Source organism: Fibrisoma montanum (genome assembly GCF_003583365.1).
GTDB lineage: Bacteria > Bacteroidota > Bacteroidia > Cytophagales > Spirosomataceae > Fibrisoma > Fibrisoma montanum.
The window spans coordinates 142724-167478 of the sequence record NZ_QXED01000007.1 but is presented as its reverse complement, the minus strand read 5'-3'; the positions used below and the strand labels follow the sequence as shown (position 1 = coordinate 167478).

General features: G+C 54.3%; 25 protein-coding genes and 1 other RNA gene. 15 read left to right on the top strand and 11 right to left on the bottom strand.

Going from position 1 to position 24755, the window contains the following annotated elements:
- The first annotated feature begins 33 nt into the window (after nucleotides 1-33).
- Nucleotides 34-1077: a transglutaminase domain-containing protein gene (locus DYU11_RS23250; protein ID WP_119670126.1), complete on the top strand. Its 1044-nt coding sequence runs from the start codon at nucleotides 34-36 to the stop codon at nucleotides 1075-1077.
- Nucleotides 1078-1127: 50 nt separating this feature from the next.
- Here DYU11_RS23250 and cobT read toward each other — a convergent pair whose 3' ends face one another.
- Nucleotides 1128-2141, bottom strand: coding sequence for a nicotinate-nucleotide--dimethylbenzimidazole phosphoribosyltransferase (gene cobT, locus DYU11_RS23245; RefSeq protein ID WP_119670344.1), 1014 nt, complete (start codon nucleotides 2139-2141; stop codon nucleotides 1128-1130).
- Nucleotides 2142-2214: 73 nt separating this feature from the next.
- On the opposite strand from cobT, the gene DYU11_RS23240 reads away from it, so the two are divergent.
- Complete coding sequence (locus DYU11_RS23240; protein WP_119670125.1) at nucleotides 2215-2718, top strand: DUF421 domain-containing protein; 504 nt, start codon at nucleotides 2215-2217, stop codon at nucleotides 2716-2718.
- A 43-nt stretch (nucleotides 2719-2761) separates the two neighbouring features.
- Here DYU11_RS23240 and DYU11_RS23235 read toward each other — a convergent pair whose 3' ends face one another.
- Nucleotides 2762-3481 (bottom strand): hypothetical protein, encoded by a 720-nt coding sequence (locus DYU11_RS23235; protein WP_310589497.1) that lies wholly within the window; start codon nucleotides 3479-3481, stop codon nucleotides 2762-2764.
- 163 nt (nucleotides 3482-3644) lie between these two features.
- On the opposite strand from DYU11_RS23235, the gene ssrA reads away from it, so the two are divergent.
- The 4 genes from ssrA (at nucleotide 3645) to DYU11_RS23210 (ending at nucleotide 5927) form a co-directional block, all read left to right on the top strand.
- Nucleotides 3645-4018: a transfer-messenger RNA gene (ssrA, locus tag DYU11_RS23230) on the top strand.
- 92 nt (nucleotides 4019-4110) lie between these two features.
- Nucleotides 4111-4443: a hypothetical protein gene (locus tag DYU11_RS23225; protein ID WP_158600348.1), complete on the top strand. Its 333-nt coding sequence runs from the start codon at nucleotides 4111-4113 to the stop codon at nucleotides 4441-4443.
- A gap of 600 nt (nucleotides 4444-5043) precedes the next feature.
- Complete coding sequence (locus DYU11_RS23215; protein ID WP_119670122.1) at nucleotides 5044-5355, top strand: DUF6804 family protein; 312 nt, start codon at nucleotides 5044-5046, stop codon at nucleotides 5353-5355.
- 116 nt (nucleotides 5356-5471) lie between these two features.
- A complete protein-coding gene (locus tag DYU11_RS23210; RefSeq protein ID WP_119670121.1) occupies nucleotides 5472-5927 on the top strand; it encodes an energy transducer TonB in 456 nt (151 codons plus the stop codon).
- Between the two features lie 548 nt (nucleotides 5928-6475).
- Here DYU11_RS23210 and adhP read toward each other — a convergent pair.
- From adhP to DYU11_RS33850, 4 genes are all read right to left on the bottom strand, one after another.
- Nucleotides 6476-7504 (bottom strand): alcohol dehydrogenase AdhP, encoded by a 1029-nt coding sequence (gene adhP, locus DYU11_RS23205; protein WP_119670120.1) that lies wholly within the window; start codon nucleotides 7502-7504, stop codon nucleotides 6476-6478.
- Nucleotides 7505-7726: 222 nt separating this feature from the next.
- Complete coding sequence (locus DYU11_RS23200) at nucleotides 7727-8302, bottom strand: DUF6992 family protein (RefSeq protein ID WP_147368020.1); 576 nt, start codon at nucleotides 8300-8302, stop codon at nucleotides 7727-7729.
- 34 nt (nucleotides 8303-8336) lie between these two features.
- Nucleotides 8337-9026 (bottom strand): hypothetical protein, encoded by a 690-nt coding sequence (locus DYU11_RS23195; RefSeq protein WP_119670118.1) that lies wholly within the window; start codon nucleotides 9024-9026, stop codon nucleotides 8337-8339.
- The gene (locus DYU11_RS33850; RefSeq protein WP_262697151.1) at nucleotides 9023-9145 is read right to left on the bottom strand and encodes a hypothetical protein; all 123 of its coding nucleotides are present in this window, start codon (nucleotides 9143-9145) and stop codon (nucleotides 9023-9025) included. The genes DYU11_RS23195 and DYU11_RS33850 overlap by 4 nt, the downstream gene beginning before the upstream one ends.
- Before the next feature lie 648 nt (nucleotides 9146-9793).
- On the opposite strand from DYU11_RS33850, the gene DYU11_RS23190 reads away from it, so the two are divergent.
- A complete protein-coding gene (locus DYU11_RS23190) occupies nucleotides 9794-10417 on the top strand; it encodes an RNA-binding domain-containing protein (protein ID WP_119670117.1) in 624 nt (207 codons plus the stop codon).
- Between the two features lie 58 nt (nucleotides 10418-10475).
- Nucleotides 10476-11387: an oxygen-dependent coproporphyrinogen oxidase gene (gene hemF / locus DYU11_RS23185; RefSeq protein WP_119670116.1), complete on the top strand. Its 912-nt coding sequence runs from the start codon at nucleotides 10476-10478 to the stop codon at nucleotides 11385-11387.
- Between the two features lie 13 nt (nucleotides 11388-11400).
- Here hemF and DYU11_RS23180 read toward each other — a convergent pair whose 3' ends face one another.
- Entirely contained in the window at nucleotides 11401-12507 is a 1107-nt protein-coding gene (locus tag DYU11_RS23180; protein WP_119670115.1) for an o-succinylbenzoate synthase, read from the bottom strand.
- 95 nt (nucleotides 12508-12602) lie between these two features.
- On the opposite strand from DYU11_RS23180, the gene lpxK reads away from it, so the two are divergent.
- From lpxK to DYU11_RS23160, 4 genes are all read left to right on the top strand, one after another.
- Nucleotides 12603-13658 carry a tetraacyldisaccharide 4'-kinase gene (gene lpxK, locus DYU11_RS23175; RefSeq protein ID WP_119670114.1) on the top strand — a complete coding sequence of 352 codons (1056 nt, stop codon included), beginning with the start codon at nucleotides 12603-12605 and terminating at the stop codon, nucleotides 13656-13658.
- 77 nt (nucleotides 13659-13735) lie between these two features.
- Nucleotides 13736-15733, top strand: coding sequence for a putative porin (locus DYU11_RS23170; RefSeq protein ID WP_119670113.1), 1998 nt, complete (start codon nucleotides 13736-13738; stop codon nucleotides 15731-15733).
- A gap of 40 nt (nucleotides 15734-15773) precedes the next feature.
- On the top strand, nucleotides 15774-16040 hold the full coding sequence (locus tag DYU11_RS23165) for a DUF433 domain-containing protein (RefSeq protein WP_119670112.1): 267 nt from the start codon (nucleotides 15774-15776) through the stop codon (nucleotides 16038-16040).
- Nucleotides 16006-16383, top strand: a complete 378-nt coding sequence (locus tag DYU11_RS23160; protein WP_158600347.1) for a DUF5615 family PIN-like protein — start codon at nucleotides 16006-16008, stop codon at nucleotides 16381-16383. The genes DYU11_RS23165 and DYU11_RS23160 overlap by 35 nt, the downstream gene beginning before the upstream one ends.
- 3 nt (nucleotides 16384-16386) lie before the next feature.
- Here the strand turns inward: DYU11_RS23160 and DYU11_RS23155 are convergent, their stop codons facing one another.
- Nucleotides 16387-17625: an ABC transporter permease gene (locus DYU11_RS23155; RefSeq protein WP_119670111.1), complete on the bottom strand. Its 1239-nt coding sequence runs from the start codon at nucleotides 17623-17625 to the stop codon at nucleotides 16387-16389.
- A gap of 51 nt (nucleotides 17626-17676) precedes the next feature.
- Nucleotides 17677-18555: a hypothetical protein gene (locus DYU11_RS23150; protein ID WP_119670110.1), complete on the bottom strand. Its 879-nt coding sequence runs from the start codon at nucleotides 18553-18555 to the stop codon at nucleotides 17677-17679.
- 230 nt (nucleotides 18556-18785) lie between these two features.
- On the opposite strand from DYU11_RS23150, the gene DYU11_RS23145 reads away from it, so the two are divergent.
- Complete coding sequence (locus DYU11_RS23145) at nucleotides 18786-20531, top strand: GMC family oxidoreductase (RefSeq protein ID WP_119670109.1); 1746 nt, start codon at nucleotides 18786-18788, stop codon at nucleotides 20529-20531.
- Nucleotides 20532-20632: 101 nt separating this feature from the next.
- Nucleotides 20633-21271, top strand: coding sequence for a gluconate 2-dehydrogenase subunit 3 family protein (locus tag DYU11_RS23140; protein ID WP_119670108.1), 639 nt, complete (start codon nucleotides 20633-20635; stop codon nucleotides 21269-21271).
- 86 nt (nucleotides 21272-21357) lie between these two features.
- On the opposite strand, the gene yiaA is transcribed toward DYU11_RS23140, so the two are convergent.
- Nucleotides 21358-21780 (bottom strand): inner membrane protein YiaA, encoded by a 423-nt coding sequence (yiaA, locus tag DYU11_RS23135; protein WP_119670107.1) that lies wholly within the window; start codon nucleotides 21778-21780, stop codon nucleotides 21358-21360.
- Nucleotides 21781-21976: 196 nt separating this feature from the next.
- Nucleotides 21977-22606 carry a DUF5025 domain-containing protein gene (locus tag DYU11_RS23130; protein WP_147368019.1) on the bottom strand — a complete coding sequence of 210 codons (630 nt, stop codon included), beginning with the start codon at nucleotides 22604-22606 and terminating at the stop codon, nucleotides 21977-21979.
- Between the two features lie 392 nt (nucleotides 22607-22998).
- On the opposite strand from DYU11_RS23130, the gene pyrG reads away from it, so the two are divergent.
- Nucleotides 22999-24693: a CTP synthase gene (gene pyrG, locus DYU11_RS23125; protein WP_119670105.1), complete on the top strand. Its 1695-nt coding sequence runs from the start codon at nucleotides 22999-23001 to the stop codon at nucleotides 24691-24693.
- Nucleotides 24694-24755 lie beyond the last annotated feature (62 nt).

The window sequence follows — 24755 nt, the reverse complement described above, 5'->3', positions numbered from 1 at the left end:
TTTTGTTATCTGGTTGTGAGACCGAATCGAGGTATGCGTAACCATATAACCCGGCCGTTAACGGCCCTGTTTCTATTCTTTTTTAGTACGGCCATTACGTTCCCGATCCCGGCCGGCCAGCTTGGCTATGGCATGCTGGTTGGTGGTGCCCACGATTGGGAGATTCCGCGTCCGTCGAAGTTCGTTGAGATCGACTACACGACCATCGACAGCTATGCCAAAAGCGCACCCGAGTCGGCGGCCCGGAACCTGAACACCCTGAGCGATTACCTGACGGCCCCCGCCCGCAGCGAACTGGCCAAGGCCCGCTCGGTCTACGCCTGGATTTCGTCGCACGTGAAGTATGACATGAGCACCTACAGCGGCCGGACGTATTCCTCGGAGGTAGACTACGCCACCAAAGTGCTGCGTTCGCGCCGGACCGTCTGCACGGGCTTTGCGTTGCTGTATAAGCACCTGCTGAAGCGGGCCGGTATCGAGGTCGTGAACATCAAAGGCTACGCCCGCACGAACGATAACGAAGCGGGGCAGCCCATTCAGCGGGTCGATCACGAGTGGAATGCCGTAAAACTCGACGGCGACTGGTACCTGCTCGATCTGGCCTGGGCGCAGACAACCGCCCGCAACGGCGAACCCAACGATTTTTACTTCCTGACGGAGCCATCGGCGTTCATCGCCAACCATTTCCCGACCGATCCGCGCTGGCAGTTGCTCAGCCCGGCGCTCAGCAAGGCGCAGTTCGACCAGTTTCCCAAACTGTACGACGCGTACTTCCGGCTGGGTTTCGACCGGAATTTCCCGAAAACGGGGCTGATTCGCACCGGCGACGCCCTGACGCTGACGCTACGTAGTGAGTCGGACGTCGAGTTTATGTGTTCCGTCGGCCGCCCCGGCAACAGCCAGTTGACGAATATTCCCGTCACCGTCCGGCAGTCGGACGATACCTACCAGCTGACGACCAGCGTACCGAAGTCCGGCAACTGGACGCTCTATCTGTTTGCGAAGCCGAAAAGCACCAAACGCGAACGGCTGAAATCGTACGAAGGCATTGCGTCGTTCACGGTCGTAAAAGGTTGACCAGCGATCCCTGAAAACGTAGCCCCGCCCTGACCGGCGGGGCTTTTTCGTTAAAGCACATCCATCGACGCCATGTCGTTGAGCATCCCGACGGCAGCCTGCACGATCGGGTAGGCCAGCGCACAGCCCGTTCCTTCGCCCAGGCGCATGCCCAGGTTCAGCAGCGGCTCCACACCCAGATGATCCAGCATCAGCCGGTGGCCGGCTTCGTTGGAGAGGTGGCAGAAAACGCAGCTGGCCAGAATGGAGGGGTTGAGCGCCCGCGCCACCAGCAGGGCCGACGTGGCCACGAAGCCATCGACCAGAATCACCATGCCGTTTTCGGCGGCTTGCAGCATACCCCCCGCCATGGCCGCCAGTTCCAGCCCGCCCATGGCGCTGAGTACGTCGATCGGGTCGTTCAAATGCGCATAGGTGTCGGCAACGGCCTGCAACACGCTTCGTTTGTGCACCAGCCCGGCGTCGTCGAGACCCGTACCGCGACCGACGCACTGATCGAGGGGGAGGCCCGTCAGCCGGTGCATGAGCAGGCTGGCGGGGGAGGTGTTGCCAATGCCCATCTCGCCGAAGCCGACAACGTTGCAGCCCCGGTACTGTACCCCGTTCACCAGCGTTCGGCCCGCATCCATGGCCGCTTCGCACTCGTCGCGGGTCATGGCCGGTTCATACCGCATGTTCCGCGTACCGGGCCGAATCTTGAACTTCACAAAGCTGGGTGTGTTTTCGGCAAACGTACCGGCAACCCCCACGTCGCAGACCAGCAGGGTCAGGTTGTTCTGGCGACAGAATACGTTGATAGCCGCCCCACCCGCGATGAAATTCTGCACCATACCGTAGGTGATGTCGGCGGGGTAGGCGCTGACACCCTCAGCTGCCAGACCGTGGTCGCCGGCGAAGACGAGAATGTGCGGATTTTGCAGCGTTGGCGTGTCGGTTTGCTGAATCAGGGCCAGTTGCAGGGCCAGGTTTTCCAGTCGGCCCAGCGCCCCGAGGGGCTTCGTTTTCTGATCGATGCGCTGACGAACAACGGCATCGAGGGAGGAGCCAGCAGGGGAGTTAGTCATTGTACAGTAAGAAAAAAGAACCGCAAAAGTCGGAATTGGTTGTGAATCCATCACCATCACCCCACAATACGTTATGAAAACCCTGCTGCTGGCCGACATCGATTGGGAAAAGATGTTTGTGCCGTCGAATTCCATTCTTGAAATCATTATTCGCGGTACCATTACGTACTGGGCCATATTTCTGGCCATCCGGTTTTTTCGGCGCGGAACCGGGCAGCTCAGCATCAGTGACCTGCTGCTGGTGATCCTCATTGCCGATGCTGCCCAGAATTCGATGGCGGGCGAGTACCACTCCATAACCGAAGGCATCGCGCTGGTCGGGACACTGCTGTTCTGGGATTTCGCCATCGACTGGCTGGGCTACCGGTCGGTTTTCTTTGCCAAACTGGCGCAGCCCGATACGGTGGTGCTGGTGAAAGACGGCATCATGCAGCGAAAGAACATGGCAACGCAACTTATTTCGGAAGATGAGCTCATGCAGATTCTGCGGCTGAACGGCGTCGATTCGCTGAAAGACGTAAAGCAGTGCAATCTGGAAGGGGGTGGCAATATCAGCGTGATCAAACGAAAAGAGTAGACAGTCCGCGCAACGGTTGACGGCGCCGGGTCGGCAGCGGGTATCAGTTGGCGGAATAGTGCTGAAGGTACGCGATCAGCCGCTCAAAATGCAGTTGCTCGTAGGGGTTCTGCGTCTGGCGGATCAGGAGGTGCCGGTAACTGTCGATCAGGCCGTCGAAGTGCGGGTTGTGGTTGAGTCTGGCCACAATCAGCCCCTTATAGCAGCGGTGCGCCTGATTGTAGACGTAAGGGCTTGGCTGATTCGGCTGGTCGTTCAGCAGCTGATCGAGGGTAGCCAGGGAACTGGCTTCATTAAGGAACGCAAAGCCCTGGGTCAGGAAAAACTGCCGGATCTGTTCGCAGGTGTCGGCGAGTTCGTCGGGCGTATGAATCTTGTACCGGAAATAGCGCAGCCCGCCAAACTTACCGATGGAGATAATGATTGTGTTGGCATCGGGCCGGTAGTCGAATACGTTGTTCAGAAACTGCTGGGCAATCTGTTCCACCTGCTCATTGCGGCAGCCGAAGTTAACCTCCAGCATGGTTTCGTCGCCGTAGAACGACGGCGAAAGAATCACGTTCTGAAACCCCGTCGGGAGTGTACGGCGATATTGCTTTCGGCTCACCAGCAGATCGAACTGATGGTCGGCGAAAAACGGGGTCAGGTGCCGGTAGAGGTCTGTTTCAAATGGCGTAATGAGCATGGGATATTCCAGGCCGACAGAGACCTGGAATATCCGCTTAACAAACAGAAATCGAATAAGTTTAATTTCGTTAGGCATAGGTCACGTAGCGGGCCGGGGCACGTATGGGGGCGTTACTGGTTGAGGGTGAGGGAGAAACGGCCCGGCCGTTTCGGCGTGTAGGGGTCAGCGTCGGAAATCGAACCAAACCGTGTATATTTGCGTTCTACTTTAACACGCAGCCCATTGTGGATGCCAATTTGGGGACGACCGGAATTGACAGCTTGCAGAGGTCGCGTGTAAGCATGCCGGGAGTTGACGGAATTTCCCGACCCGAACAAATCGTCAAAACAATAACTGGCGAGTATAACTACGCCATGGCTGCCTAATCCGGAGGATTAAGCAATAGCCATTGTCTCCCCGGCCTACGTGCTGCTGGCCGGATCAGGAGGCATCGACTCGCAGCGCTGGCCCGGATAATGGTGTTAACAACGGGCGAGACAACAGCACCTACGGATGAGGCTCGGTCTGATGCGCACCTGGCCGATTCCCGACAATCTCAAGCGCATCTAAGCATGTAGAAAGCACGACGGGTTCCTTGACTGGACGAGAGTTCGAATCTCTCCGTCTCCACAAAATAAAAGCCTGTAGGTCAATGACTTACGGGCTTTTTTGTGTCAATTTCTAAAGCAATGGTAAAAAAGTGGCAGAAGAAGTTGTACAATTCTATGAATACCGATGGGCCATACCCATTTGAGTCTCCTTACTTAACCAGACCTAAGAGTGATGATCTTAGTAAACAATGGTGTGTTACGTACTGGATTTGGTCTTTTACCAAGAATGCACTCACCCGTAAACGAGTCATTGTAACGGGCGATACAGCACAGGCTCGTTTGGCCGATGCTGATCAGGTCATCAAAGAACTGAACGAGTATCTGAAAGACGGCATGGTGTATGAGGGCGAGAAACTGGCTTCACATCAGGAGCCAGCGCCTATGAAGGCAGCTAAGATTACAGCTGACCTTTTGCCGATGGATGTATTATACCTTCTTACGCCCTAGTGAGGAGTTGCGCCGGCTACGTGTGCGCGATGTTCATACGCACTCTATATGCGTTACCGGCGATACGGCTAAAACGAATGAAGGTGAATTTATAGACATTTCGTTGCCTCTGGAGCAGTTAATCCAGCAACAAGGCGTACGGAATTATCCCGGCCACTACTATGTCTTCTCGGCTGGTGGCACACCAGGCCCGACTATGGTAGGGAATAAGTACTTTTATCGTCGCCACGTGAAGGTGATGGAAAAATTAAACTTAGTCGGCCCGGGCCATGATATATACAGTTGGAAACACACTGGCGCTGTTGCGCTTTGGAATGCTACCAAGGACATTGAACTGATCAGAGCCCAAGCCCGCCACTCCGAATATTAAGCAGACGATAGAATATCTACGTGACTTAGATGTTCGGCTTAGCGATGACGACAAGATTCATAAGTTTCCCAAGTTTTGTTTTTTTAGAATTATATTAACTAGTATTAAGTTCGTTTTTCTGAACATACAAGGCTTGTATGATAGTGTCGGGTATGGTACTTTAGTAATTGGTTAACATGTAAGAGATTATACAACAGTTGATGCAGATGACGTAATTGCTTTTTCAACTTATGAACATTTATAAAACTACTCTGCTGGTCACCGCTGCTTTTATCCTTTTGGCCACTCTGGCCCGAGTATCATTGCCTCACGGTCTGATTTTAATGCTACGGATTGCCAGTTGCGGTTTGGCCATTTATAGCGCTATCTTAGTCAAGGACTCTATCATTGCCGTTGTAGGGCTACTAGTGATCGCTGTCTTGTGGAATCCTTTTGTGAGTATTGGTTTTACTCAACCCACACGGAGTATTGTTGATTCGGTAGTGGCTTTTACTTTCGTTCTGTTAGCCTTGCGCCCCTTAAAAACACAGAATGAAGAGTAGCTTCACATAATTGCACTTATACAATAGTACAAAGTTTGTTCATTCATCTTTATAAAGAACATTTCAAAGTACTGTTAGTTAGCTCTTTATATCACAATTTCTAAACTCGAATTCTTATGAAAATCTTAATTTCCAGCTTGTTTTTTGCTTTAATGGCTTCTTCTTTGGCATGGTCACAAGTAGGAGGATCTTCGTTGAATAATGATTCTGACTTTCGCCAAGTGCTAAAGTCGGTTCAGTATCCATTATTGGCCGAAAAGCCAACCAAGGAAGCTAAGGTGTATGTAGACTTTACCATCGATAAGGAGGGAAAAATTAGCAATGTTAAGCTGTTAAAAATGGGGGTTTTTAGTCAGGCATTTGTGGGTGAAGTAACCCGACTATTTGCTAATCTACCAACTCAAAAACCCGCTTATGCTGGTGATTATGTTCTACCTGTAGTATTCGAAGCCAAACCTAAAGCAGGCGATTATCAACCCACCGCTTCGGATCGGGCTGCCTACGATAGAACTTTCGTTCAGTTATCTCATTCTAAAGCATTACTCACAGAGTTATATGTGACATCAAAGTAGAGGGTATTAAATAATAAGGATAATTGAAAGGACATGGTAACACCCGTGTCCTTTCAATTTGCAGGCTTAATCGAGTAACATAAATTTAGTGATGCAACGTCCCTCGGAATTGTCCTACGTTCCGAGGGATGTTGGCTTGTTAACCGGGGTTGTATTTATCCACGATTACACGCGCCAAAGTACACATTCAGCGGGAACCATGTTCTGGCTTGCACTCAGTACCGCTTTCATTGAGCCAACAAGATAGTTGACACCTTTGATGTGTACTTTTCTCCGGAAGGATAACAGAGCCAGATCAGCGGCCCTTAGCTCCGTTGGGCGTCTGTCTCAATACATAGCTTTTAGAACTCTAAGCGAGATTGGAATCGGTTCAAAGCGTTCTAAGCGTTGCAGCGTTCGGATTGCTAAAGCCTATTTACCGGTCGGTATAGCGCCTTGCTCACTACTGAGCAGTGCCACCAGAAGTTTTATAAGCTCCCCATTTCCACAGAAAAGCCCGACAACAGCTTGTTGCCGGGGCTTTTGTTTAGATGATAGTGTACAGTACGCTAATCAATATGCAGCACAACGCGGCCGTCAATCCGGCCCGCTGCCATGTCGGCCAGCACCTGATTGATGTTGTCCAGCCGGTCGGAATGGGCATGGACCTTTACCTTCCCCTCGGCAGCAAACAGTAAACTCTCCGCCAGATCCTGCCGGGTGCCGACAATGGATCCACGTACCGTCTTGCGGGTGAGCACCATATCAAAAATGTCTAGACCGAAATCGCCGGGGGGCAGCCCCACCAGCGAGAGCGTTCCGCGCCGACGCAGCATCCCGACCCCCTGGGCAAAGGCGGAACGGGAAACCGCCGTTACCAACGCCCCGTGGGCACCCCGGATCGTTTGCTGAATCACGGCGACGGGATCAGTTTCGGCCGCGTTGATGACAAGATCCGCGCCTACCTCCCGGGCAAGCCTGAGTTTATCAGCCTGAATATCCACGGCCGCTACGTGCATACCCATCGCTTTGGCGTATTGCACAGCGAGGTGGCCTAATCCACCGATGCCGGAAATCACAACCCACTGGCCGGGTTTCACTTCTGTTTCTTTCAGACCTTTGTACACCGTTACGCCCGCACACAGAATAGGCGCAGCTTCTTCAAACGACAGGTTGTCGGGAATGTGGCCCACAAAATTGGGGTCGGCCAGTACGTACTCGGCGTAGCTTCCCTGCACCGAATACCCTGTATTCTGTTGCTGCTCACACAAGGTTTCCCAGCCCGAAAAACACTGCTCGCAATGCCCACAGGCCGTATACAGCCAGGGAACGCCCACCCGGTCGCCTTCCTTAACCTGCGTAACTCCCGCACCAATGGCTACGACCGTACCGACGCCTTCGTGACCCGGAATCAGGGGGAGGGTCGCCTTAACGGGCCAGTCACCGTTGATGGCGTGGAGGTCCGTGTGGCAAACCCCGCAGGCGGCCACCTTAACCAGGATTTTGCCGGGGGTAACAATCGGTACGGGTACCTGTTCGATCTGAAGAGGCTGGCCATAGGCATGGGCTACGGCGGCTTTCATGGTAGTTGGTAGCATAACGGGTTGGGGTGAAGTCAAGCGTAAAAAGGACAGTGATGAAACGCAGCAACGGTTCAGTGGTACAAAAGTAGCCGGGACCGACCCCGTGGGTGAATGACGAAAATCAGCAGCGGACAGAATCTTCATCAGACGCATGGCCGGATGGCTGTCTCAGCCACAGCGGTACCTAATCGCTTGCGCAGGGCCAGTACCGGTATGATGCATACGTCTGTCCGGACGTCAGGTTCGTTGCAGCCTGGCCCGTCGCTTTAGCCAGATAGTAAGTGAGAGCAGGTCCACGCTCAGCAACGTAACGCCCTGCAGCATGATCGCCTGACCAAACCCCTGCAGCATCGCCTGATGGGTAAGCGACCCGGCGCCCTGCTGGTTCAGCCAGTAGCCCACGGCTATGTAGAGCAGATCAAGACCAAGGTTGATACGTAGGAACCGTCGGAATTGCCGCTCGGTTTGCGTCAGTACCGGTCGGCTTGCCGTAGCACGGAGCTGCCTTACCTGGTACAGGAAGGCCCCGGCTACGATCAGGTTGATGCTTCCCCATGCGGCATTCATGTGGTGGAAATGGTGCCAATACCCGTCGGTAAAAAACATACCCGTTCCCCCGACGACTACGTTCGCGATGGCCCAGCCGCCAAACACCCAAGCATGAATCAGCTGGTGACGACGTAGCTGTGCTAAGCCGGTGGAACGTAAGCCGGGAGCATGAGAACGGGTCGGAGGCAACGGATCGGGTGTCGCCCGGCCGACGGCAGGCGTAGCCAGTAGCCAACAGATAAGTTGATCGTGATGAGTCTGCATGGTTGGAGTGGAGGTGTGAGTCGGCGCCTGCTCATCAGCGACGAACAAACCCGCCGGCCCCAACCGTCAGGGTCACGAAATATCCATTGGTAGCGTATCGGGGCTCCGGCTCGACCAGCCCCAGGTCGTCATCCTGCCGGTACGATACGAGCGGACTCAGTTGATACCCGACACGAAGCCCGATCAAGACCCCGCCGTATCGTTCGCGGTCGTCGCTGTCGATTCGGACAGCCAGCCAGTCGATGCCGAGGCCCAGATGAACGTTGACATTGGTTAGCAGGACGGTTCGCTCGTTGAGGTGTTCGCCGGTGGGGGTTTGTTCATACTGCGTCAGACCAATGGCCGAAAAGCCGGCACCCAGGGTGGGATACAACCAGAAGCGTGGCTGATCGAGAAGAATGCGCCCGGCCTGCAGAAAGCCGCCCCCGCTGAACGGTTCGGCGTGGATCGTGTTCCGGGTAAGCGGCCGGCGGGCCATACCGTAGCCACCGCCCCCGACGATGTATTTGTTCAGACGGGCGTAACCTTCACCGCCCATGCACACAAAAGCAGTACCCAGCGGAGCAAGCGTCGCCGGTGCGGTTTGGGCAAACACCCGGCTTACCTGATGCAGACTCGCGTACCCGATCCGGAACGAACCCGCTCCGCCGTAGGTAGCGGGCTGGCCGTAACTCCGGGAAAGGCAACACAGGAAAAATAGACAGCAGGCAACGGTCGGTTTCATCTGGTGAACGGTGTTGGTTTCGGAGGGTAAAGGTCGGCCCAATCGACCGCAACCACCGTGAAGTTGGTCAGGTGTCCTGCTGATTTCTGGAAGCCGACCGGCTGATGAATGTCAGCCATAGCTCGGTTAACCCCCGATTTTGTCAAAGATGCCGGTAGCCAGGCATACAGAAAGCCCCGAAATCATTGACTTCGGGGCTATTCAACCGGCTAGCTGTTCATCAGTGACGGCCGCGGCAAACTTGCCGGGCATCAGCCAATCTTAACGAATCCTTTGTTGCACGCGTAACAATGATAGCCACGGGTAGGTACGAAGAACAGCAGGCTCTTTACCCAGACCGGCCGACGCGAACGCTCGACGGTATGGGTCTGCTTACAGGACGGACAACGCCGAGCTAATGAAAACTGGCGAACAGACATACCAATCATAAGGAAGCTGCTCACCAACAGGCTGCTTACAAGATAGGGAGTCATGATACTTGGTAGATTTTGGCAAGAGACAGTGGTAAATACGTCGTAAAATTAAGTAATTCCTGTAATTATGTTTGTTAAATATTTTAATCGGTATATTAAAAATAACATATAATTGAAAATAGTAACTTATGTAATTAGCCATCCGGATCCGCTGGTTATCAGAAAGCTGTCGGTGGGTGAAGGGGGGCCGGCTGGCACCTGAACCCTCGCTGCAACGAGTAAGTAGTTCGTGCACCCCGCGGCTAAATCCGCCGTTTGGTATAACTTTCCGGAAATACGTTGCGTTATCATCACATGCCCTATAACCTTACTGAACTGATTGAGCAGGGTGAAGGTACCCGGCTGGAGTTTAAAAGCTCAATTTCGGCGTCGCACCGGATTGCCCGTACCCTGACGGCCTTTGCCAACACCGTTGGGGGTGTCCTGATCGTTGGTGTAACCGACGACGGCAAAATTGCCGGTGTGGACTCTGAACTGCACGAGATGCGAAAAATTGAGCAGGCTACCGACTTTTTTGTCGAACCGGCCATCACAATCAGCTACGAAACCAGGCGCGTTGATGGGCGGCTGGTCCTGCTCATCGACGTACCCGAAAGCACCGACAAGCCGCATTACGCCGTGGATGAACAGGGCACCCGAACCATTTACGTACGCAGCAAAGACAAATCGGTGCCGACCAACAAACTGATTATTTCGCAGGAATCAGCTGATAACCAGTTACTCCAGTCGCCGGCGGTACGTACGCTGATCCAGTTTCTGCGCAAGAACGACAGCATCACGGCCGCGCGTATGGCCCAACTGGTGAACATCTCCGACCAGCGGGCTACCAAACTCCTGCGTCAGCTTACCGAACAGGGGTTGCTGCTGATGATCGATCAGCCAAGGCCGGTCCGGTACTCACTGAAGTTGTCGGAATAGTCGCAGATTGCGCGGTTCTTGCGACCTTTGTGGCATCGTTGCGACTTTTGCGTAAACCATGACTTCGACAACAACTGCCAGTAAAGAAACCATCACCTCATTTTTTACGGACCTTCAGGATCGCATCTGCGTAGCCCTCGAAGCGGCCGACGGCACCGGTACGTTCCGCGAAGACCACTGGGAACGACCGGGTGGGGGCGGGGGCCGCTCCCGGACTATGGCCGACGGGGCCGTAATTGAAAAAGGGGGCGTTGGCTTTTCGGCCGTATACGGCGAAGCGACTGAGGCCACACTACGTACCCTGAACCTGACCGAGCCCGCCAGTTTCTACGCAACCGGTGTATCAATCGTGCTGCATCCACGGAATCCGATGGTGCCTATCATCCACATGAACGTGCGGTACTTTGAGATGAGCACGGGCCACAACTGGTTCGGTGGCGGTATTGACCTGACGCCCCACTACGTCGTGGCCGACGACGCCCGGTGGTTTCACCAGCAGCTCAAAGCCGTCTGCGACCGCCACGATCCGGCCTACTACGGTCGATTTAAACCCTGGGCCGACGACTATTTCTTTATCCCGCACCGCAGCGAGACCCGGGGAATCGGCGGTATCTTTTTCGACTACCTCAAACCCACCGACGCACCGCACAAAGACGCTCTGTTTGCCTTTGTGCAGGACGTAGGCAACGCCTTTGCACCGATCTACACGCATTTCATGCGGCAGAATCGGGACCTTCCTTTTGATGAACGCGGGAAGCAATGGCAGCTGCTGCGCCGGGGCCGCTACGTCGAGTTTAACCTCGTCTGGGATCGGGGAACAAAATTTGGGCTGGAAACCAACGGCCGTACCGAATCAATTCTGATGAGTATGCCCCCGCAGGCCAACTGGGTGTATGACTTCCGGCCCGAACCGGGCAGCCGCGAGGAGCAGACGCTCCACTGGCTCCGGAAGGGGGTAGACTGGACGTAGTTCGTTCCGTAGTTTACCGTGATTGCACACTACGCAGGTCCAATGGAGCAACGTCCCATGGCTGGGCGGGATTGTAGTGCAGTTGGCCGTTTTCGACCGTGAGCGGGCTGTCGAAGTTGTTGTAGTACAGCTGACCAGTGCCGAGCCCATGGGGCAGCAGGTTTTTGAACTGAGCTGTGTACTGGGCAATGGCGTTCAGGCCGATGTTCGATTCGAGTGCCGACGTAATCCACCAGCCCATGCCCAGGCGCCCAGCGAGTTCAATCCACTCGTCGCAGTGGCGAAGGCCCCCCAGCAGCGTTGGTTTCAGGATGATGAACTGCGGCTGGATTTTTTTCAGCAGCCGGAATTTATCGACGTATTCCGAGTGGCCGATCAGTTCTTCGTCGAGGGCAATCGGCAGGGGTGTGTGCTGGCACAGATCGGCCATCAGCTCGTGCTGCCCGGCCCGGATCGGCTGCTCGATGGAATGCAGCCCGTAGGTAGCCAGCCGCTCCAGTTTTGCCATGGCTTCGTCGGGCCGGAAAGCTCCGTTGGCATCGACCCGCAGGGTGATCTGTTCCGGCGTAAACCGGTCGCGGATCATGGCCAGCAGCTCACATTCCTGTTCGAAGTCAAGCGCCCCGATCTTCAGTTTGAGCGTTGTGTAACCAGCCTGAATTTTCTCCTCGATCTGCTGGCGCATGAAGGCCGGACTGCCCATCCAGATCAGCCCATTGATGGGAATCGACCGGTTGCCCTGCACAAAATCGCCGTCGCGGATGACGCGCTGCCCCCCGGCCAGGTAATCCAGCATGGCCGTTTCAAAACCGAACAGAATACTCGGAAATTGCTGACTGATTAACTGATTGAGAATGATTGGCAGGTTCCAGCTGAAAAGCTGAAGATCAAGCTGGTTGAAGTACTGGCAATACTGATGCAGTTGCTTTTCAAAATCCGGCCGGTCGTCGTAGCTCAGCCCTTTCAGAGGTCCGCACTCACCATAGCCGACTATAGATGGGTCCGCATCATCGCAGAGCCGGATAATATACGAATCCTTCTGCGTGAGGGTGCCGCGTGACGTACCCGCTTCAAAGCGAAAATGCAGCGTGTATTTTACATAGTCGGCTTTTAGGCTCATTGTGGCGGGCAGTGTCAGACGGTGTTCGCAACCCTAAAAGTACTACTTTTGGTTGCTCAAAAAAGTCAATGTTACGAAATTATTAGCGAAAGCACTTGGCCCTCATTCAATTACTACTACCACTCAGTAGAGTATATAGTTTTATTACGGATATCCGTAATAAATTGTATGACAAAGGATTAAAAAAAAAATACCAGCCTGAGGTGCTGGTTGTGAGCGTTGGAAACCTTACCGTTGGCGGAACCGGCAAAACGCCCATGGTCGAGTATTTGATTAAACGGTTAGTTTCCGGTCCTGATTCTACTGCCGTGCTGGCTACGCTGAGCCGGGGCTATGGCCGCCGGACAAAAGGCTTTCGGATGGCAACCGATGCCGATACGGCCGATACCATCGGCGACGAAACGCTGCAAATTTATCGTAAATTTGGCCGTCCGATGCCGCAGCGCGTCCGCGTGTGCGTTGGCGAACGCCGGGCCGACGCCATCCGCCAACTGCTCGGGCTTCACCCCGATACGTCGGCTATCCTGCTCGACGATGCGTTTCAGCACCGGGCCGTCCGGCCGCACATAAACCTGCTGCTGACCGACTACAACCGGCCGTTCTACCTCGATTATCCGTTTCCGGCGGGACGCCTGCGCGAAGGGCGTCAGGGCGCCAGTCGGGCCGACGCGGTCATTGTTACCAAATGCCCGGACGAGCTGTCGGCCGATGAGCAGCAGCAAATTCGTGCGCAGATCCGGCGGTACGCTCCCACGGCACCCGTTTATTTTGCCGGGTTGTCGTATAGCCGTCCGGTGTCGTTTGCTGCGCACCAGCCGACCGATTCGCTGCGCCGGGTGATACTGGTGTCGGGTCTGGCCAGTGCCGGTCCGCTGGAGCAGTACGTCCGCCGAACGTTCGATCTGGTCAGACACCACCGGTTTGCCGATCACTACGTCTATACGCGGGCGGAACTGGAACGAATCATGAGCGATCGCCCGCCCGGGGCCGCCCTGCTGACGACCGAGAAAGACTGGGTGAAGCTGGATGCGCTGCTGACCCCGGACGAGCGCAGCCAATGGCCGTTGTTTTACCTGCCCGTTGCCGTCAGGTTTCTGGGCGACGAACTGCCGGATCGGTTTCTGCAGGTACCGCCAAAGGCGTCACCATAAGGGCATCTACCTGAACCGAACTCTTAAAAATCCTTAAGCCAACCCGCATCCGGCGTTTTTGCGCTAATTTTGTCGGAATGACTAGATATGTTCTGATTGTTGTTTGTTGTCTGATGATGGTCGGTTCGGCCGTGGGGCAGCAGCTTCCCGGCGGCATCCGGGTGCCGGGCGGGTTTCCGGGATCGTTCGGCGGGCAGCCGTCCGGCCCGAACAGCAGTACGTATTCCAGCCCCAGCGGCATCGACGACTCAACGAAAGTAATTTACGGACCGCGCACCACCCGGTACGTACTCGAAACCGACATTCTGAATAATCGCCGACGACTGTATACGACCGATACGCTGCTCGATGGTGTTGATCGCTTTACCTACGTGCAGCGAAGCCGCTACCTCTTTCAGGACCTGGGAAATCTGGGCACGCCCATCCGGCCAATCTTCCCGTCGGAGCCCCCGCAGATCGGTGCGCAGACGGGCTACTACGTCTTCGAGCCGTTTCAGTACCAGACCATGCAGGTGAAGTACTACGACACCAAGTCGCCGTTCACGGATATGTACCTGGTGCTGGGCGGACGCAATCAGAATATCCTGCGCTTTGATTTCGCCCAGAACATCACCCCCCGCTGGAACGCCGGGTTTGCCGTTCAGCGGTTTACCTCGCAGAAGCAGTTCGGCACCCGCGGCTCCAACGACCCCAACAAACTGCTGGCCCAGAACTGGGGCTTTCTGGCGCACACGAACTACCGCTCCAAGAACGAAAAATACACGCTGCTCCTGCATTTCATCAATATGAACCACAGCCTTGATGAACAGGGCGGGGTTTTGCCCGGGCTCCGGATTGAACCCGGCGCAGAGCGCGACACAGTGGAGGTACCGTACGATTATGCCGGCAACTCGCGGCTGATTTTTGCCAACGGCCGCGAACTGCGCAACGACTGGCACCTGTACCAGCAGTTTGTGCTCGATCAGGGCTTTCAGGTCTACCACCGGCTGGACTACAAACGCCAGAAGAACTACTATCAGGACGATACGCTCCGCGTCAATCAGGAACCGCGGCAGGGCTTCCCGGGCTTTTACCCCGACATCCTCACCGATTCGTCGCGTATTGAGCAGGATAACCGGTTCCGGGCGGTCGATAACCAGGTTGGCATAAAAGGCGTTTTTCAGAATTTCAACTATCGGGCCTACACCCGGTTGCGGGTCTATGGGCAGTATAGCCGGTATAACATCAACGCGGCCCGCAACAACTATGGGGAATACGCCCCCCGCCCCGTAATTGAAAACTACGTGGGGGGGTGGCTGGGCTATTATTTTCCGGATAGTTTGTCGCGGATTACGGCCGAGGCCGAGTATCTGATCGGGGGTGGTTTCCGGTTGCAGGGGCAGTTTGAAAGCAAATGGCTGACGGGCGGCTACACAGCCATGCTCGCGGACCCGACACTGCTCCAGCAGCGGTTTCAGAGCAACATCTTTTTCTGGAACAACCGGTTCCGGCTGAGGGGTGTCAACCATGCCTACGGTACGCTGAACGTGCCGCTCGGCAAATTACGGCTCCAGCCGGGGCTGGACTACCAGCTGCTGAGCAATTACATTTATTTCAACGAACAGGCCGTACCGCAGCAGGCATCCGGCGCGTTCAGCGTACTGCGGGTAGGGCTGGGGTACCAGTACACGGCCAAGAAGTTTCAGGCGCTGGGGCAGGCGTACTACTCGCTGGTGTCGCGGTCGGATATTCTTCGGCTGCCTCCGTTGTTCGTGACGGCGCGGTTCCAGTACGAGTTTCTGTATGCCAAAGTGCTCTACGTCCAGACGGGTGTAGAACTGCACTATAAGTCGAGTTACTTCGCCGATGCCTACATGCCCGTTACGCAGCAGTTCTACCTGCAGAACCGCCAGCCCGTCGAAGGGTATGTGGTGGCCGATGTGTTTGCCAACCTGCGGGTGAACCGCACGCGCCTGTTTGTGAAACTATCGCACGCCAACCAGGGGTTTCCGCGGGCCGGTTACTTCGTTGCCCCCGACTTTCTGGGGATGCGCCGGGCATTCGCGTTTGGCGTAGACTGGTACCTGTTCGATTAGCTTGCTCTTTTGTAGTAACTTAGCCGTAAAAAGTAGTGGTATGAATTGGCGAGATTACATTCACACTGATCCGGACATTCTGACTGGTAAGCCAGTCATCATAGGCACTCGTCTGTCGGTTGAACTATTGTTAGGGCGTTTAGCGAATGGCTGGACCGAACAGATGATCTTCGAAAGTTATCCCCATTTGCCCAAAGAAGCGTTGCAGGCAGTATATGCGTTTATGCTCGATACGCTTAAAGACGACGTCGTCCTGACTGGCGTCAAGCATCATGAGCCAGGGAGCTTACCGTTGGCTGGCTCATGAAAATTTCCCTTTTCCAGCCTTTAAATTGCTCCGAGAGGCAGGCTGGGATATAAAACACGTTGGTGTTGACCATTGGGGGTTGCCCGACACGGCCGTCATGGATATGGCCATTATTGACCAGCGCATATTACTTACTTTCGACGGTGATCATGGAACGCTTGTCTTCAAGGATGGGTACCGTCCAATTGGAGTAGTTTATTTTCGCCTTGACGATTATTTACCCGAAGCACCTGGCCGGCTATTACTTGAATTGTCAGCCGTTGACTGGCAGTTTGTAGGGTATATCACTGTCGTCGAGGAGGAATTGATGCGTCAACGGCCTATTCCCAACCATATCAGTTAAAACTCACTCCCTCCGCATGGCTTCGACCGGATCTAAGCGGGCGGCTCTTAGGGCCGGGTAGGTGCCGAATACAATACCCACCACAATGGCAACAACCGAGATAATCAGGAACGTATTAAGGGTATACGCAGCCTGAAACGGTACGTTCGTAACTGCTTTGATGATGGGAATAAAAACGAGCGTAGCCAGCATACCCAGTACCAAACCCAGAAAGCTGCCAAACAGCGAAACGGTGATCGATTCGGCCAGAAACTGATACAGAATGTCCCGTTTCTTGGCCCCCATCGCTTTCCGGACGCCAATTTCGACGGTACGTTCGGTCACCGAAATAAGCAGGACATTCATAACCCCAATGCCGCCGACCAAGACGGAAATACCAACGATCAGCCCCATCACTACCCGAAAGACCAGGAAGCCCTGGGCGGCCTGCTGCACGCGCAATTCGTTGGTGTCTACCTTAAAGTCACTTGATTGGTTCCTGAATTGCTGTTTCAGCCATTTCTCAATATGGGTTTTGAGCGCTGGTACGGCCGTAACCTCATCGGCTTCGGCAACAAAAACGGGAGGAGATTCCCTGATTTCGGCGGGCGAAAACAACGTGATCGGCATGAAGATTTCTGCAACCTTCGGATCTGGTTGCTGGGGTTCCAGAACGCCCACGATCGTCAGCGTTTTATCGGCAACCGTCAGGGTTTTTCCCAGTAAAGCTTTTGGTGACTGACCTCCCAGCATCTGTCTGGCGAAATTCTGATTAACAAACGCAACCTGACTGGCAGCTGCTACATCGGCTTCGGTGACGTAGCGACCGTAGGCAATGTTGGTGCGGGTCGGATAGGGCGATGCTATGCCGTTGATGCGGGCACCGACCGGTTTAGTGCGGCCCGTTAACCGAACCAGATGCGACTGGCTTACCCGCAGCGAACTTTGGGCCGGTAGGGGCAACGATGCCCTGAGCTGTTTGAAGCGATTGTAGTCCAGATAGGCGTAGCTGTCTTTTTTGACCCATATATTATCGGTTTGCTGATACGCTTCCGTCCGGGCAAAGATGGATTTCAGGTCGGTCGTGTTGGTAATCTGCTCCTGCGCGTACTTTTCCATGCCGTCGATAAGCGACAGAATCGCCACCAGGGCCGCCACGCCGATCACAATTCCGAGAACCGACAGCAGGGTATGGAACAGCCGGGCACGTATGTTTTGCTGAGCCAGCGAAAACGAGATAAAGACATTCTTTCGGGACACCATACTGGTTAAGGAGGGAAAGGAACGCTACCACCGCCGGCAATTTACGGACAGTTATCGGATGTACACCTGTCGCCAGTTACTGACCTGGTACGTCAGCATTACTTTTTTGGTACCAATGCGTTTGATCACCTGCCGTATGGCTGATACGTTAAGATATACCTTCTGTTTGGTAACATCTTTTCTGGTGAATTCGATTAGCTGCCTGAGCGGAGCAACGGGCAGGGTGAACGCATTGTTGACGGCCTTCACGCGCAACTGCGTTTTTGTGTTGTTTATAAACGGAATCACGCGCTGACGGGCTGGTTCGTCGGGCTCCAGAATCATAACCTCAACAACCAGGCTATCCTGCGGAACGGTCTCGGCGATGCGGAAGGTGTTGTCGCCGGTCAGACGGATGGTATCCGGTGCCGAAACGACATTGACGAACCTGGGCAAGGCGCTCATCTCGAACTGATAGCCCTGCTTTTTCTGCTGATCGGCAAAGGTCCACACCAGACGACGCGATGAGGGGTTAACCTGACCAATCCGGTCCCAGAGCGAAGACGGTTTCGACTTGGTGCTGTCGCAGTCGTTATGGCTGAAGGTACACATATACCGGCCATTTACACGGCTGTCGTATATACCTTCGCGGCCCTGGATGCGGGCCATGTAGAACCCCTTATTCAGGGTAAACGCAAAACTGTTATCCGTAAGCGGATAGTTTTCCTCCATGTGCAGGTAGGATATAATCCGCCAGTCAATGGAGGTGAGCTGGAGATTGCCCGGCTCATCCGTCGAATCGGCTTTAACGACGGTCGTCGGAATGGTTTGCGGTGTCGTAGGCGCTGAATTGACAGGAAAGGGCCGGAAACCAAAATCAGCCGCAGGTTGGCAGCCAGTCAGTAACGCCACACCAATCAGTACGGCGGCAGGAGACAATAATGTTTTCATAACGGGGAAAAGGAGTAGAGCACAAGAATAGGCTGTGTGACCTTTTTTTGCAATGGGTCACGATAACTTGTTTATGAACAATCAATCCTATTCATAAAAGTAAATCTGCCCAATGCCGCCCTTTACAGAATAAGTGGCCGGCAGAAGATAGCTATTCCCCTGATAGTTGTATTTTTACGTTATTTTCTTGCGTGCCAAGTCACTGATTTACTCAAAACCTCACTCGTTGCATGAATCCATTTCAGATCAAAAAGGCCCCCGTTCAGTACGACGTAGCCATCGTCGGATCAGGAGCCGGGGGCGGTATGGCAGCCTATACCCTGGCCAAAGCCGGGGCTAAAGTGGTGCTGCTCGAAGCCGGTGGCTATTTCGATCCTGCTGATCCCAAGTATATTACTCAGCTCAAGTGGCCGTGGGAATCACCGCGTCGGGGGGCGGGCACAACCCGTCCGTTCGGCGATTTCGACGCAGCCTGGGGTGGCTGGGAGATTGAAGGCGAACCGTATACGACGGCCCGGGGTACCGAATTCCACTGGTTCCGGTCGCGGATGCTGGGGGGACGTACCAACCACTGGGGACGGATTTCGCTGCGGTTCGGTCCCGACGATTTCCGGCGGAAAAGCATGACGGGAGTGGGTGAAGACTGGCCTATCGGGTACGACGACTTCAAGCCATTCTACGACCGGGTCGATAAACTGATCGGTGTTTTTGGCTCGATTGAAAACATTCCGAACGAACCCGACGGCATTTTTCTGCCGCCCCCCAAGCCGCGTTTGCATGAACTGATGATTCGGAAAGCGGCCACGGGCATTGGCGTTCCGGTGATTCCGTCGCGATTGTCAATCCTGACCAAGCCCATCAACAACGAGCGGGGCGCTTGTTTCTACTGCAACCAGTGCGGCCGGGCCTGCCAGGCGTATGCCGACTTCTCGTCGTCGTCGGTGCTGGTGAAGCCCGCCCTGAAAACCGGCAACGTAACGCTGATCAACGGCGCAATGGTCCGTGAAGTGCTGACCGACCCACAAACGGGATTGGCTACGGGCGTGAGCTACGTCGATACGCTGAGCCTGCAGGAAAAATCGGTGATGGCGAAACGGGTTGTGCTGGCCGCCAGTGCGGGCGAAACCGCCCGCTTGCTGCTCAATTCGAAATCGTCCCGCTTCCCGACGGGGCTGGCAAACTCCAGCGGGGTCGTGGGTAAATACATCAATGACTCAACCGGCGCGTCGCGGTCGGCGTTCGTACCGGCCCTGATGGACCGCAAACGCTACAACGAAGACGGTGTCGGTGGGATGCACGTATTTACGCCCTGGTGGCTCGACAACAAGAAACTGGACTTTCCGCGTGGTTACCACATCGAATACTGGGGTGGTATGGGGATGCCGGCCTATGGTTTTGGCTGGGGTATCGAAGGCCTGAACGGTAAGATTCCGGCCCGCGACGGCAAGATGAAACCCGCCGGTGGCTACGGTGCCGGCCTGAAAGACGACTTCCGCCGGTTCTACGGAGCCTACGTCGGTATGGCCGGTCGGGGCGAACCCGTGCCGATGGAAAGCAACTACTGCGAGATCGACCCGAACGTAGTAGACAAGTACGGTATTCCGGTACTTCGGTTCAACTACAAATGGTCGGACTACGAGGTCAAGCAGGCCAAACACATGCAGGATACCTTCGAGGAGATTATCCACGCCATGGGTGGGATGCCGCTCGGTCCGAAGCCCGGTCCTGAGTCCAGCTACGGCCTGGAAGCGCCCGGTAAGATTATCCACGAAGTCGGAACGGCCCGGATGGGCAACGACCCGAAATCATCGGCTCTGAACAAGTTTCAGCAGGCTCACGACGTCAAGAATCTGTTTGTGGTGGATGCGGCTGCGTTCCCCTCGCAGGGCGACAAGAACGTAACGTGGACGATCCTGGCCGCTTCCATGCGCACGTCGGAGTACCTCATCGATCAGGTTAAACAGAATAACATCTAACTCTGCGAACTTTGCGGGCTCCTCTGCGCCCTTTGCGTTAATGAAAATGAAACGCAGAGCGCGCAGAGAGTTTCGCAGAGGACGCTAAGCAAACTACGTTTATGAAACGCAGAGACATACTCAAGAGCATTCCGGCGACCGTGTTTGGCGCGTCGGTGCTGCCAGCCGAAGCGGCTGTTCCGGCTCCTCCCGATGTCAAACCCATTAAAGTGCCGGGCGGGCGGCAGAAGTTTGAAGCTGAACGCGATGCCAAGCTGAACGCCGAGAAGTTTTTTACGCCCCACGAACTCCAGACCGTCACGGTGCTGTCGGATATCATCATCCCGGCCGACGAGCGGTCAGGCAGTGCGTCGCAGGCGGGTGTGCCGGCCTTCATCGAATTTATGATGAAAGACCAGCCGCGTAACCAGACGCCCATGCGCGGGGGGATCCGGTGGCTCGACAACGTCTGCACAAAACGCTACGGCAAGTCGTTTGTGCAGTGCACCAAAGCCCAGCAGACCGAGATCGTTGATCAGATTGCCTATCCGGAACAGGTGAAACCCGACATGGCGCAGGGAGCTGCGTTCTTCAGCCTGATGCGGAACATGACGGCCACCGGTTTCTTTACCAGTCAGATCGGTATCAAAGACCTCGGCTACGTCGGCAACGTGCCGAACCAGTGGGATGGCGTACCGGCCGATGTATTGAAACAATACAACCTGGCTTACGAAGAGCGCGAATTGACGCAGGGTAAATAATGAATAGCCCAAAAACGAAGGGGGCCTTGAGCAAGGTCCCCTTTTGTATACGCTAGTGTACTGACTTGCTTTCGGGGGGCGCTGGATCAGACGTTTCGGTCGGCGAACTGGTTGTCCCGTTTCTCAGCCACCTGGCTGTCGCGCGTGTTTTTCTGAACGGCGATAGCCGCAAACAGGCTCAGCGTAAACGACATGGCGTAAAAACCTTTTTCGCTCAGGGTCAACGTAGCGTTCCATAAGCCGACCGTCAGCAGCAGAATGGCGAGAAGAACGGAAATCCAGCTGATCCCGTAGTACACGTTCGTTACGGGAATGCCTTCCAGCCGGTCGCGGACACTTTTCTGTACCGATACGGCGGAAAACAGACCATACATGAGGATGGTGAAATAATACCCTTTTTCGTTTAACGCCATCTGAGCATTCCACAGGCCAATGTTGTAGGCCAGCATACCCGCCAGCAGCGCTACCCAGGAAGCAGCAATAAACGCACTTGATGGTTGTTGATTCATTGAATTTGTTGTTTTTGGTTAGAAAATAAATGGAAGAGGTTCTAAGGCAACCAATTGACAGACAATTATTTGCCGGTGCAATTCTTTCATCTATTTTACCAAAAAACAACTTTTCGCCCGACCGATTTATCCATCGGTAAACCGAAACACTAAGGCACCGGGATCGTCCTGGTAACGACTTGAGTTCAGGGATTAGCTACTGAGCGCACTGATTGAAATTATACCAGTTTATTTTCTGCAGAGTAAAGTTTCCCCGCTGAAAAACCAGCGAATCGGTAGGATCGGTTTCATTGTAAAGAGTGCCGTAAAATGACCCTTTGATGCCCTTGATTTCTGAGCCGGGTTTAGGTAAAAATTCGCTGAGTTCTACTGTAAATGTGCCCTTGTTTCGGGTATTGACGTACCTGGTGTATGATCCGTCAGGTTTATTTACAGTAAACAGGGCATAGGAATCATGAACGTTCTTGTAAGAACCTGTTATGCCGTACTGGCCCGTTTTCAGTACGTTGGTAAACTGGAATCTGAAGGCGTTTTCACTTTGGTAGTTCGTGATTTTCCGTGAATCTCTATACGCCCAGACGGTATAATAAGGCTTTTGCTCACCATTTACCGTTATTGCCGACCAGGCTCCCTGAAAGGCTTGCATACAGTTTTCTTCATCTAATTTCGAAGGTTGCCAAATCTGGCCATTTACGTTTGCTTCAAAGAAATTAAGCGGCTGGGGCCCTGGTTCTTCACTCATACTTTCTTCCCGGCAGCTTAACAAAATAAGCAAGAGACCTGATGACAGAAACTGCTTACCCAGAGATATAAATCTGTTTCTCATAACTATATGATGTAACGTTGGCGAAGGTTAGAGTAATGTATTGCTAAGGTAATCCATACTCTTTGTTATGAAATAGGTTACTAATTAAATTATTGTTAGTGTTAGTCAATGCCATGGCAAGTACAGGGAAGGCTAACTTCCTTCCTTCGCAGGCAACCGTAAAGGGTATACAGCGCTTGATACGTTGCTGACTGCGGCAAGGGCATGCTATGCAGGCTTAAATGCTCAAGTGGTTTCGTGGGGAAACTGGTCATAAAAAATCCCGTCAAAATGGACCGGCTGACCATCAATCTCTTACGTTAAACTTGCCAACATTTATTAGCTTCCAGCTTCTTTTCCTCCCGAATCCTCCGTACCTTTATATCCCGTAACGACCAAAGCAGGTATCAGTCATGGCGGCTACGGGCACCAAATCAGCAAAATACATTTTCGTTACCGGCGGGGTAACTTCATCACTTGGCAAGGGCATTATTGCTTCGTCCCTGGCTAAATTGCTTCAATCACGGGGTTTAACGGTAACGATTCAGAAGTTCGATCCGTACATCAACATTGATCCGGGTACGCTGAATCCATACGAACACGGCGAATGCTACGTAACCGACGACGGGGCCGAAACGGACCTGGATCTCGGGCATTATGAGCGCTTCCTGAACCGGCCGACATCGCAGGCCAACAACATCACCACGGGCCGCATCTACAACAACGTAATCACCCGCGAACGCCGGGGGGATTTTCTGGGCAAGACCGTTCAGGTAGTGCCGCACATCACCGACGAAATCAAGCGAAACATCCGGTTGCTGGGCGACACCGGCGAGTATGATGTCGTCATCACCGAAATCGGGGGGTGCGTGGGCGATATCGAATCGCTGCCGTTCATCGAAGCCGTCCGACAGCTGAAGTTTGAACTGGGCGAAAACGATACCCTTGTCATCCACCTGACGCTGGTACCGTATCTGCAATCGGCCGGGGAGCTGAAAACAAAGCCAACCCAGCACTCCGTGCGGATGCTGCTCGAAACGGGGGTTCAGCCGGATATTATCGTGTGCCGGACCGAACACCCGCTGCCGATGGACATTCGCCGGAAAATCGCGCTGTTCTGCAACGTTCAGGTCAACTCGGTTATCGAGGCCATCGACGCCGAAACGATCTACGACGTACCGCTCCTGATGCGCAAGGAAAAACTGGATCAGCGGGCGCTGTACATGCTCGATCTGTACAACGACCAGGACGCCGATCTGGATGCCTGGAAGGACTTTTTGGGGCGGCTCAAGAACCCGACGGATACGATCAGGATTGGTCTGGTCGGTAAGTACGTCGAGCTGAAAGACGCCTACAAATCCATCGCCGAATCGTTTATTCACGCGGGTGCTCAGAACGAGTGCAAGGTGCAGCTGGAGTGGATTCAGTCGGAAACGCTGGTGGATGAACACCACTGCGCTGATGTGCTGCGTCATCTGGACGGGGTGCTGGTGGCCCCGGGCTTTGGCGAACGGGGCATCGAAGGAAAAATCAACGCCGTTCGCTACGTACGTGAGCACAACATTCCGTTCCTGGGTATCTGCCTGGGTATGCAGATGGCCGTGATCGAGTACGCCCGGAACGTTATGGGACTGGAAGGGGCTCATTCGACCGAAATGGAACCGCATACGAGCCACCCGGTCATCAACATGATGGAAGAGCAGAAGAAGGTGACCGATAAAGGCGGTACCATGCGGCTGGGGGCCTATCCCTGCAAGATCAAGCGGGATACGCTGGCACACCGGATTTATGGCAAAACCCAGATCAGCGAACGCCACCGCCACCGCTACGAATTCAACAGCGACTACATCGATCAGTTTGAGCGGGCTGGTTTGCGCCCGACGGGGATCAACCCCGAAACCGGACTGGTTGAGATCGTTGAAATGAACAACCACCCCTGGTTTGTGGGCGTACAGTTCCATCCGGAATTGAAGAGTACGGTCATGAATCCGCACCCGTTGTTCGTTGGTTTTGTACGGGCCTCCCTGACCTACGCCCAGCAAAAACGGTCGTCCGAAACAGCCTCGTCCGTCGATGCCGAAGTCTCCGTTCCAGCAGCGGTTGATTAAGCCGGTCGAATGGCGTAATTTTGCGGACTAATTTTATGGGTTTTCGGTTTATAGGTTACGGT

What these genes read in the sequence shown, in the direction of transcription:
- DYU11_RS23250 (WP_119670126.1), top strand. Translation starts at nt 34, where the DNA reads ATGCGTAACCATATAACCCGGCCGTTAACGGCCCTGTTTCTATTCTTT.
- cobT (WP_119670344.1), bottom strand. Translation starts at nt 2,141, where the DNA reads ATGACTAACTCCCCTGCTGGCTCCTCCCTCGATGCCGTTGTTCGTCAG.
- DYU11_RS23240 (WP_119670125.1), top strand. Translation starts at nt 2,215, where the DNA reads ATGAAAACCCTGCTGCTGGCCGACATCGATTGGGAAAAGATGTTTGTG.
- DYU11_RS23235 (WP_310589497.1), bottom strand. Translation starts at nt 3,481, where the DNA reads ATGCCTAACGAAATTAAACTTATTCGATTTCTGTTTGTTAAGCGGATA.
- DYU11_RS23225 (WP_158600348.1), top strand. Translation starts at nt 4,111, where the DNA reads ATGAATACCGATGGGCCATACCCATTTGAGTCTCCTTACTTAACCAGA.
- DYU11_RS23215 (WP_119670122.1), top strand. Translation starts at nt 5,044, where the DNA reads ATGAACATTTATAAAACTACTCTGCTGGTCACCGCTGCTTTTATCCTT.
- DYU11_RS23210 (WP_119670121.1), top strand. Translation starts at nt 5,472, where the DNA reads ATGAAAATCTTAATTTCCAGCTTGTTTTTTGCTTTAATGGCTTCTTCT.
- adhP (WP_119670120.1), bottom strand. Translation starts at nt 7,504, where the DNA reads ATGCTACCAACTACCATGAAAGCCGCCGTAGCCCATGCCTATGGCCAG.
- DYU11_RS23200 (WP_147368020.1), bottom strand. Translation starts at nt 8,302, where the DNA reads ATGCAGACTCATCACGATCAACTTATCTGTTGGCTACTGGCTACGCCT.
- DYU11_RS23195 (WP_119670118.1), bottom strand. Translation starts at nt 9,026, where the DNA reads ATGAAACCGACCGTTGCCTGCTGTCTATTTTTCCTGTGTTGCCTTTCC.
- DYU11_RS33850 (WP_262697151.1), bottom strand. Translation starts at nt 9,145, where the DNA reads ATGGCTGACATTCATCAGCCGGTCGGCTTCCAGAAATCAGCAGGACAC.
- DYU11_RS23190 (WP_119670117.1), top strand. Translation starts at nt 9,794, where the DNA reads ATGCCCTATAACCTTACTGAACTGATTGAGCAGGGTGAAGGTACCCGG.
- hemF (WP_119670116.1), top strand. Translation starts at nt 10,476, where the DNA reads ATGACTTCGACAACAACTGCCAGTAAAGAAACCATCACCTCATTTTTT.
- DYU11_RS23180 (WP_119670115.1), bottom strand. Translation starts at nt 12,507, where the DNA reads ATGAGCCTAAAAGCCGACTATGTAAAATACACGCTGCATTTTCGCTTT.
- DYU11_RS23170 (WP_119670113.1), top strand. Translation starts at nt 13,736, where the DNA reads ATGACTAGATATGTTCTGATTGTTGTTTGTTGTCTGATGATGGTCGGT.
- DYU11_RS23165 (WP_119670112.1), top strand. Translation starts at nt 15,774, where the DNA reads ATGAATTGGCGAGATTACATTCACACTGATCCGGACATTCTGACTGGT.
- DYU11_RS23160 (WP_158600347.1), top strand. Translation starts at nt 16,006, where the DNA reads ATGAGCCAGGGAGCTTACCGTTGGCTGGCTCATGAAAATTTCCCTTTT.
- DYU11_RS23155 (WP_119670111.1), bottom strand. Translation starts at nt 17,625, where the DNA reads ATGGTGTCCCGAAAGAATGTCTTTATCTCGTTTTCGCTGGCTCAGCAA.
- DYU11_RS23150 (WP_119670110.1), bottom strand. Translation starts at nt 18,555, where the DNA reads ATGAAAACATTATTGTCTCCTGCCGCCGTACTGATTGGTGTGGCGTTA.
- DYU11_RS23145 (WP_119670109.1), top strand. Translation starts at nt 18,786, where the DNA reads ATGAATCCATTTCAGATCAAAAAGGCCCCCGTTCAGTACGACGTAGCC.
- DYU11_RS23140 (WP_119670108.1), top strand. Translation starts at nt 20,633, where the DNA reads ATGAAACGCAGAGACATACTCAAGAGCATTCCGGCGACCGTGTTTGGC.
- yiaA (WP_119670107.1), bottom strand. Translation starts at nt 21,780, where the DNA reads ATGAATCAACAACCATCAAGTGCGTTTATTGCTGCTTCCTGGGTAGCG.
- DYU11_RS23130 (WP_147368019.1), bottom strand. Translation starts at nt 22,606, where the DNA reads ATGAGAAACAGATTTATATCTCTGGGTAAGCAGTTTCTGTCATCAGGT.
- pyrG (WP_119670105.1), top strand. Translation starts at nt 22,999, where the DNA reads ATGGCGGCTACGGGCACCAAATCAGCAAAATACATTTTCGTTACCGGC.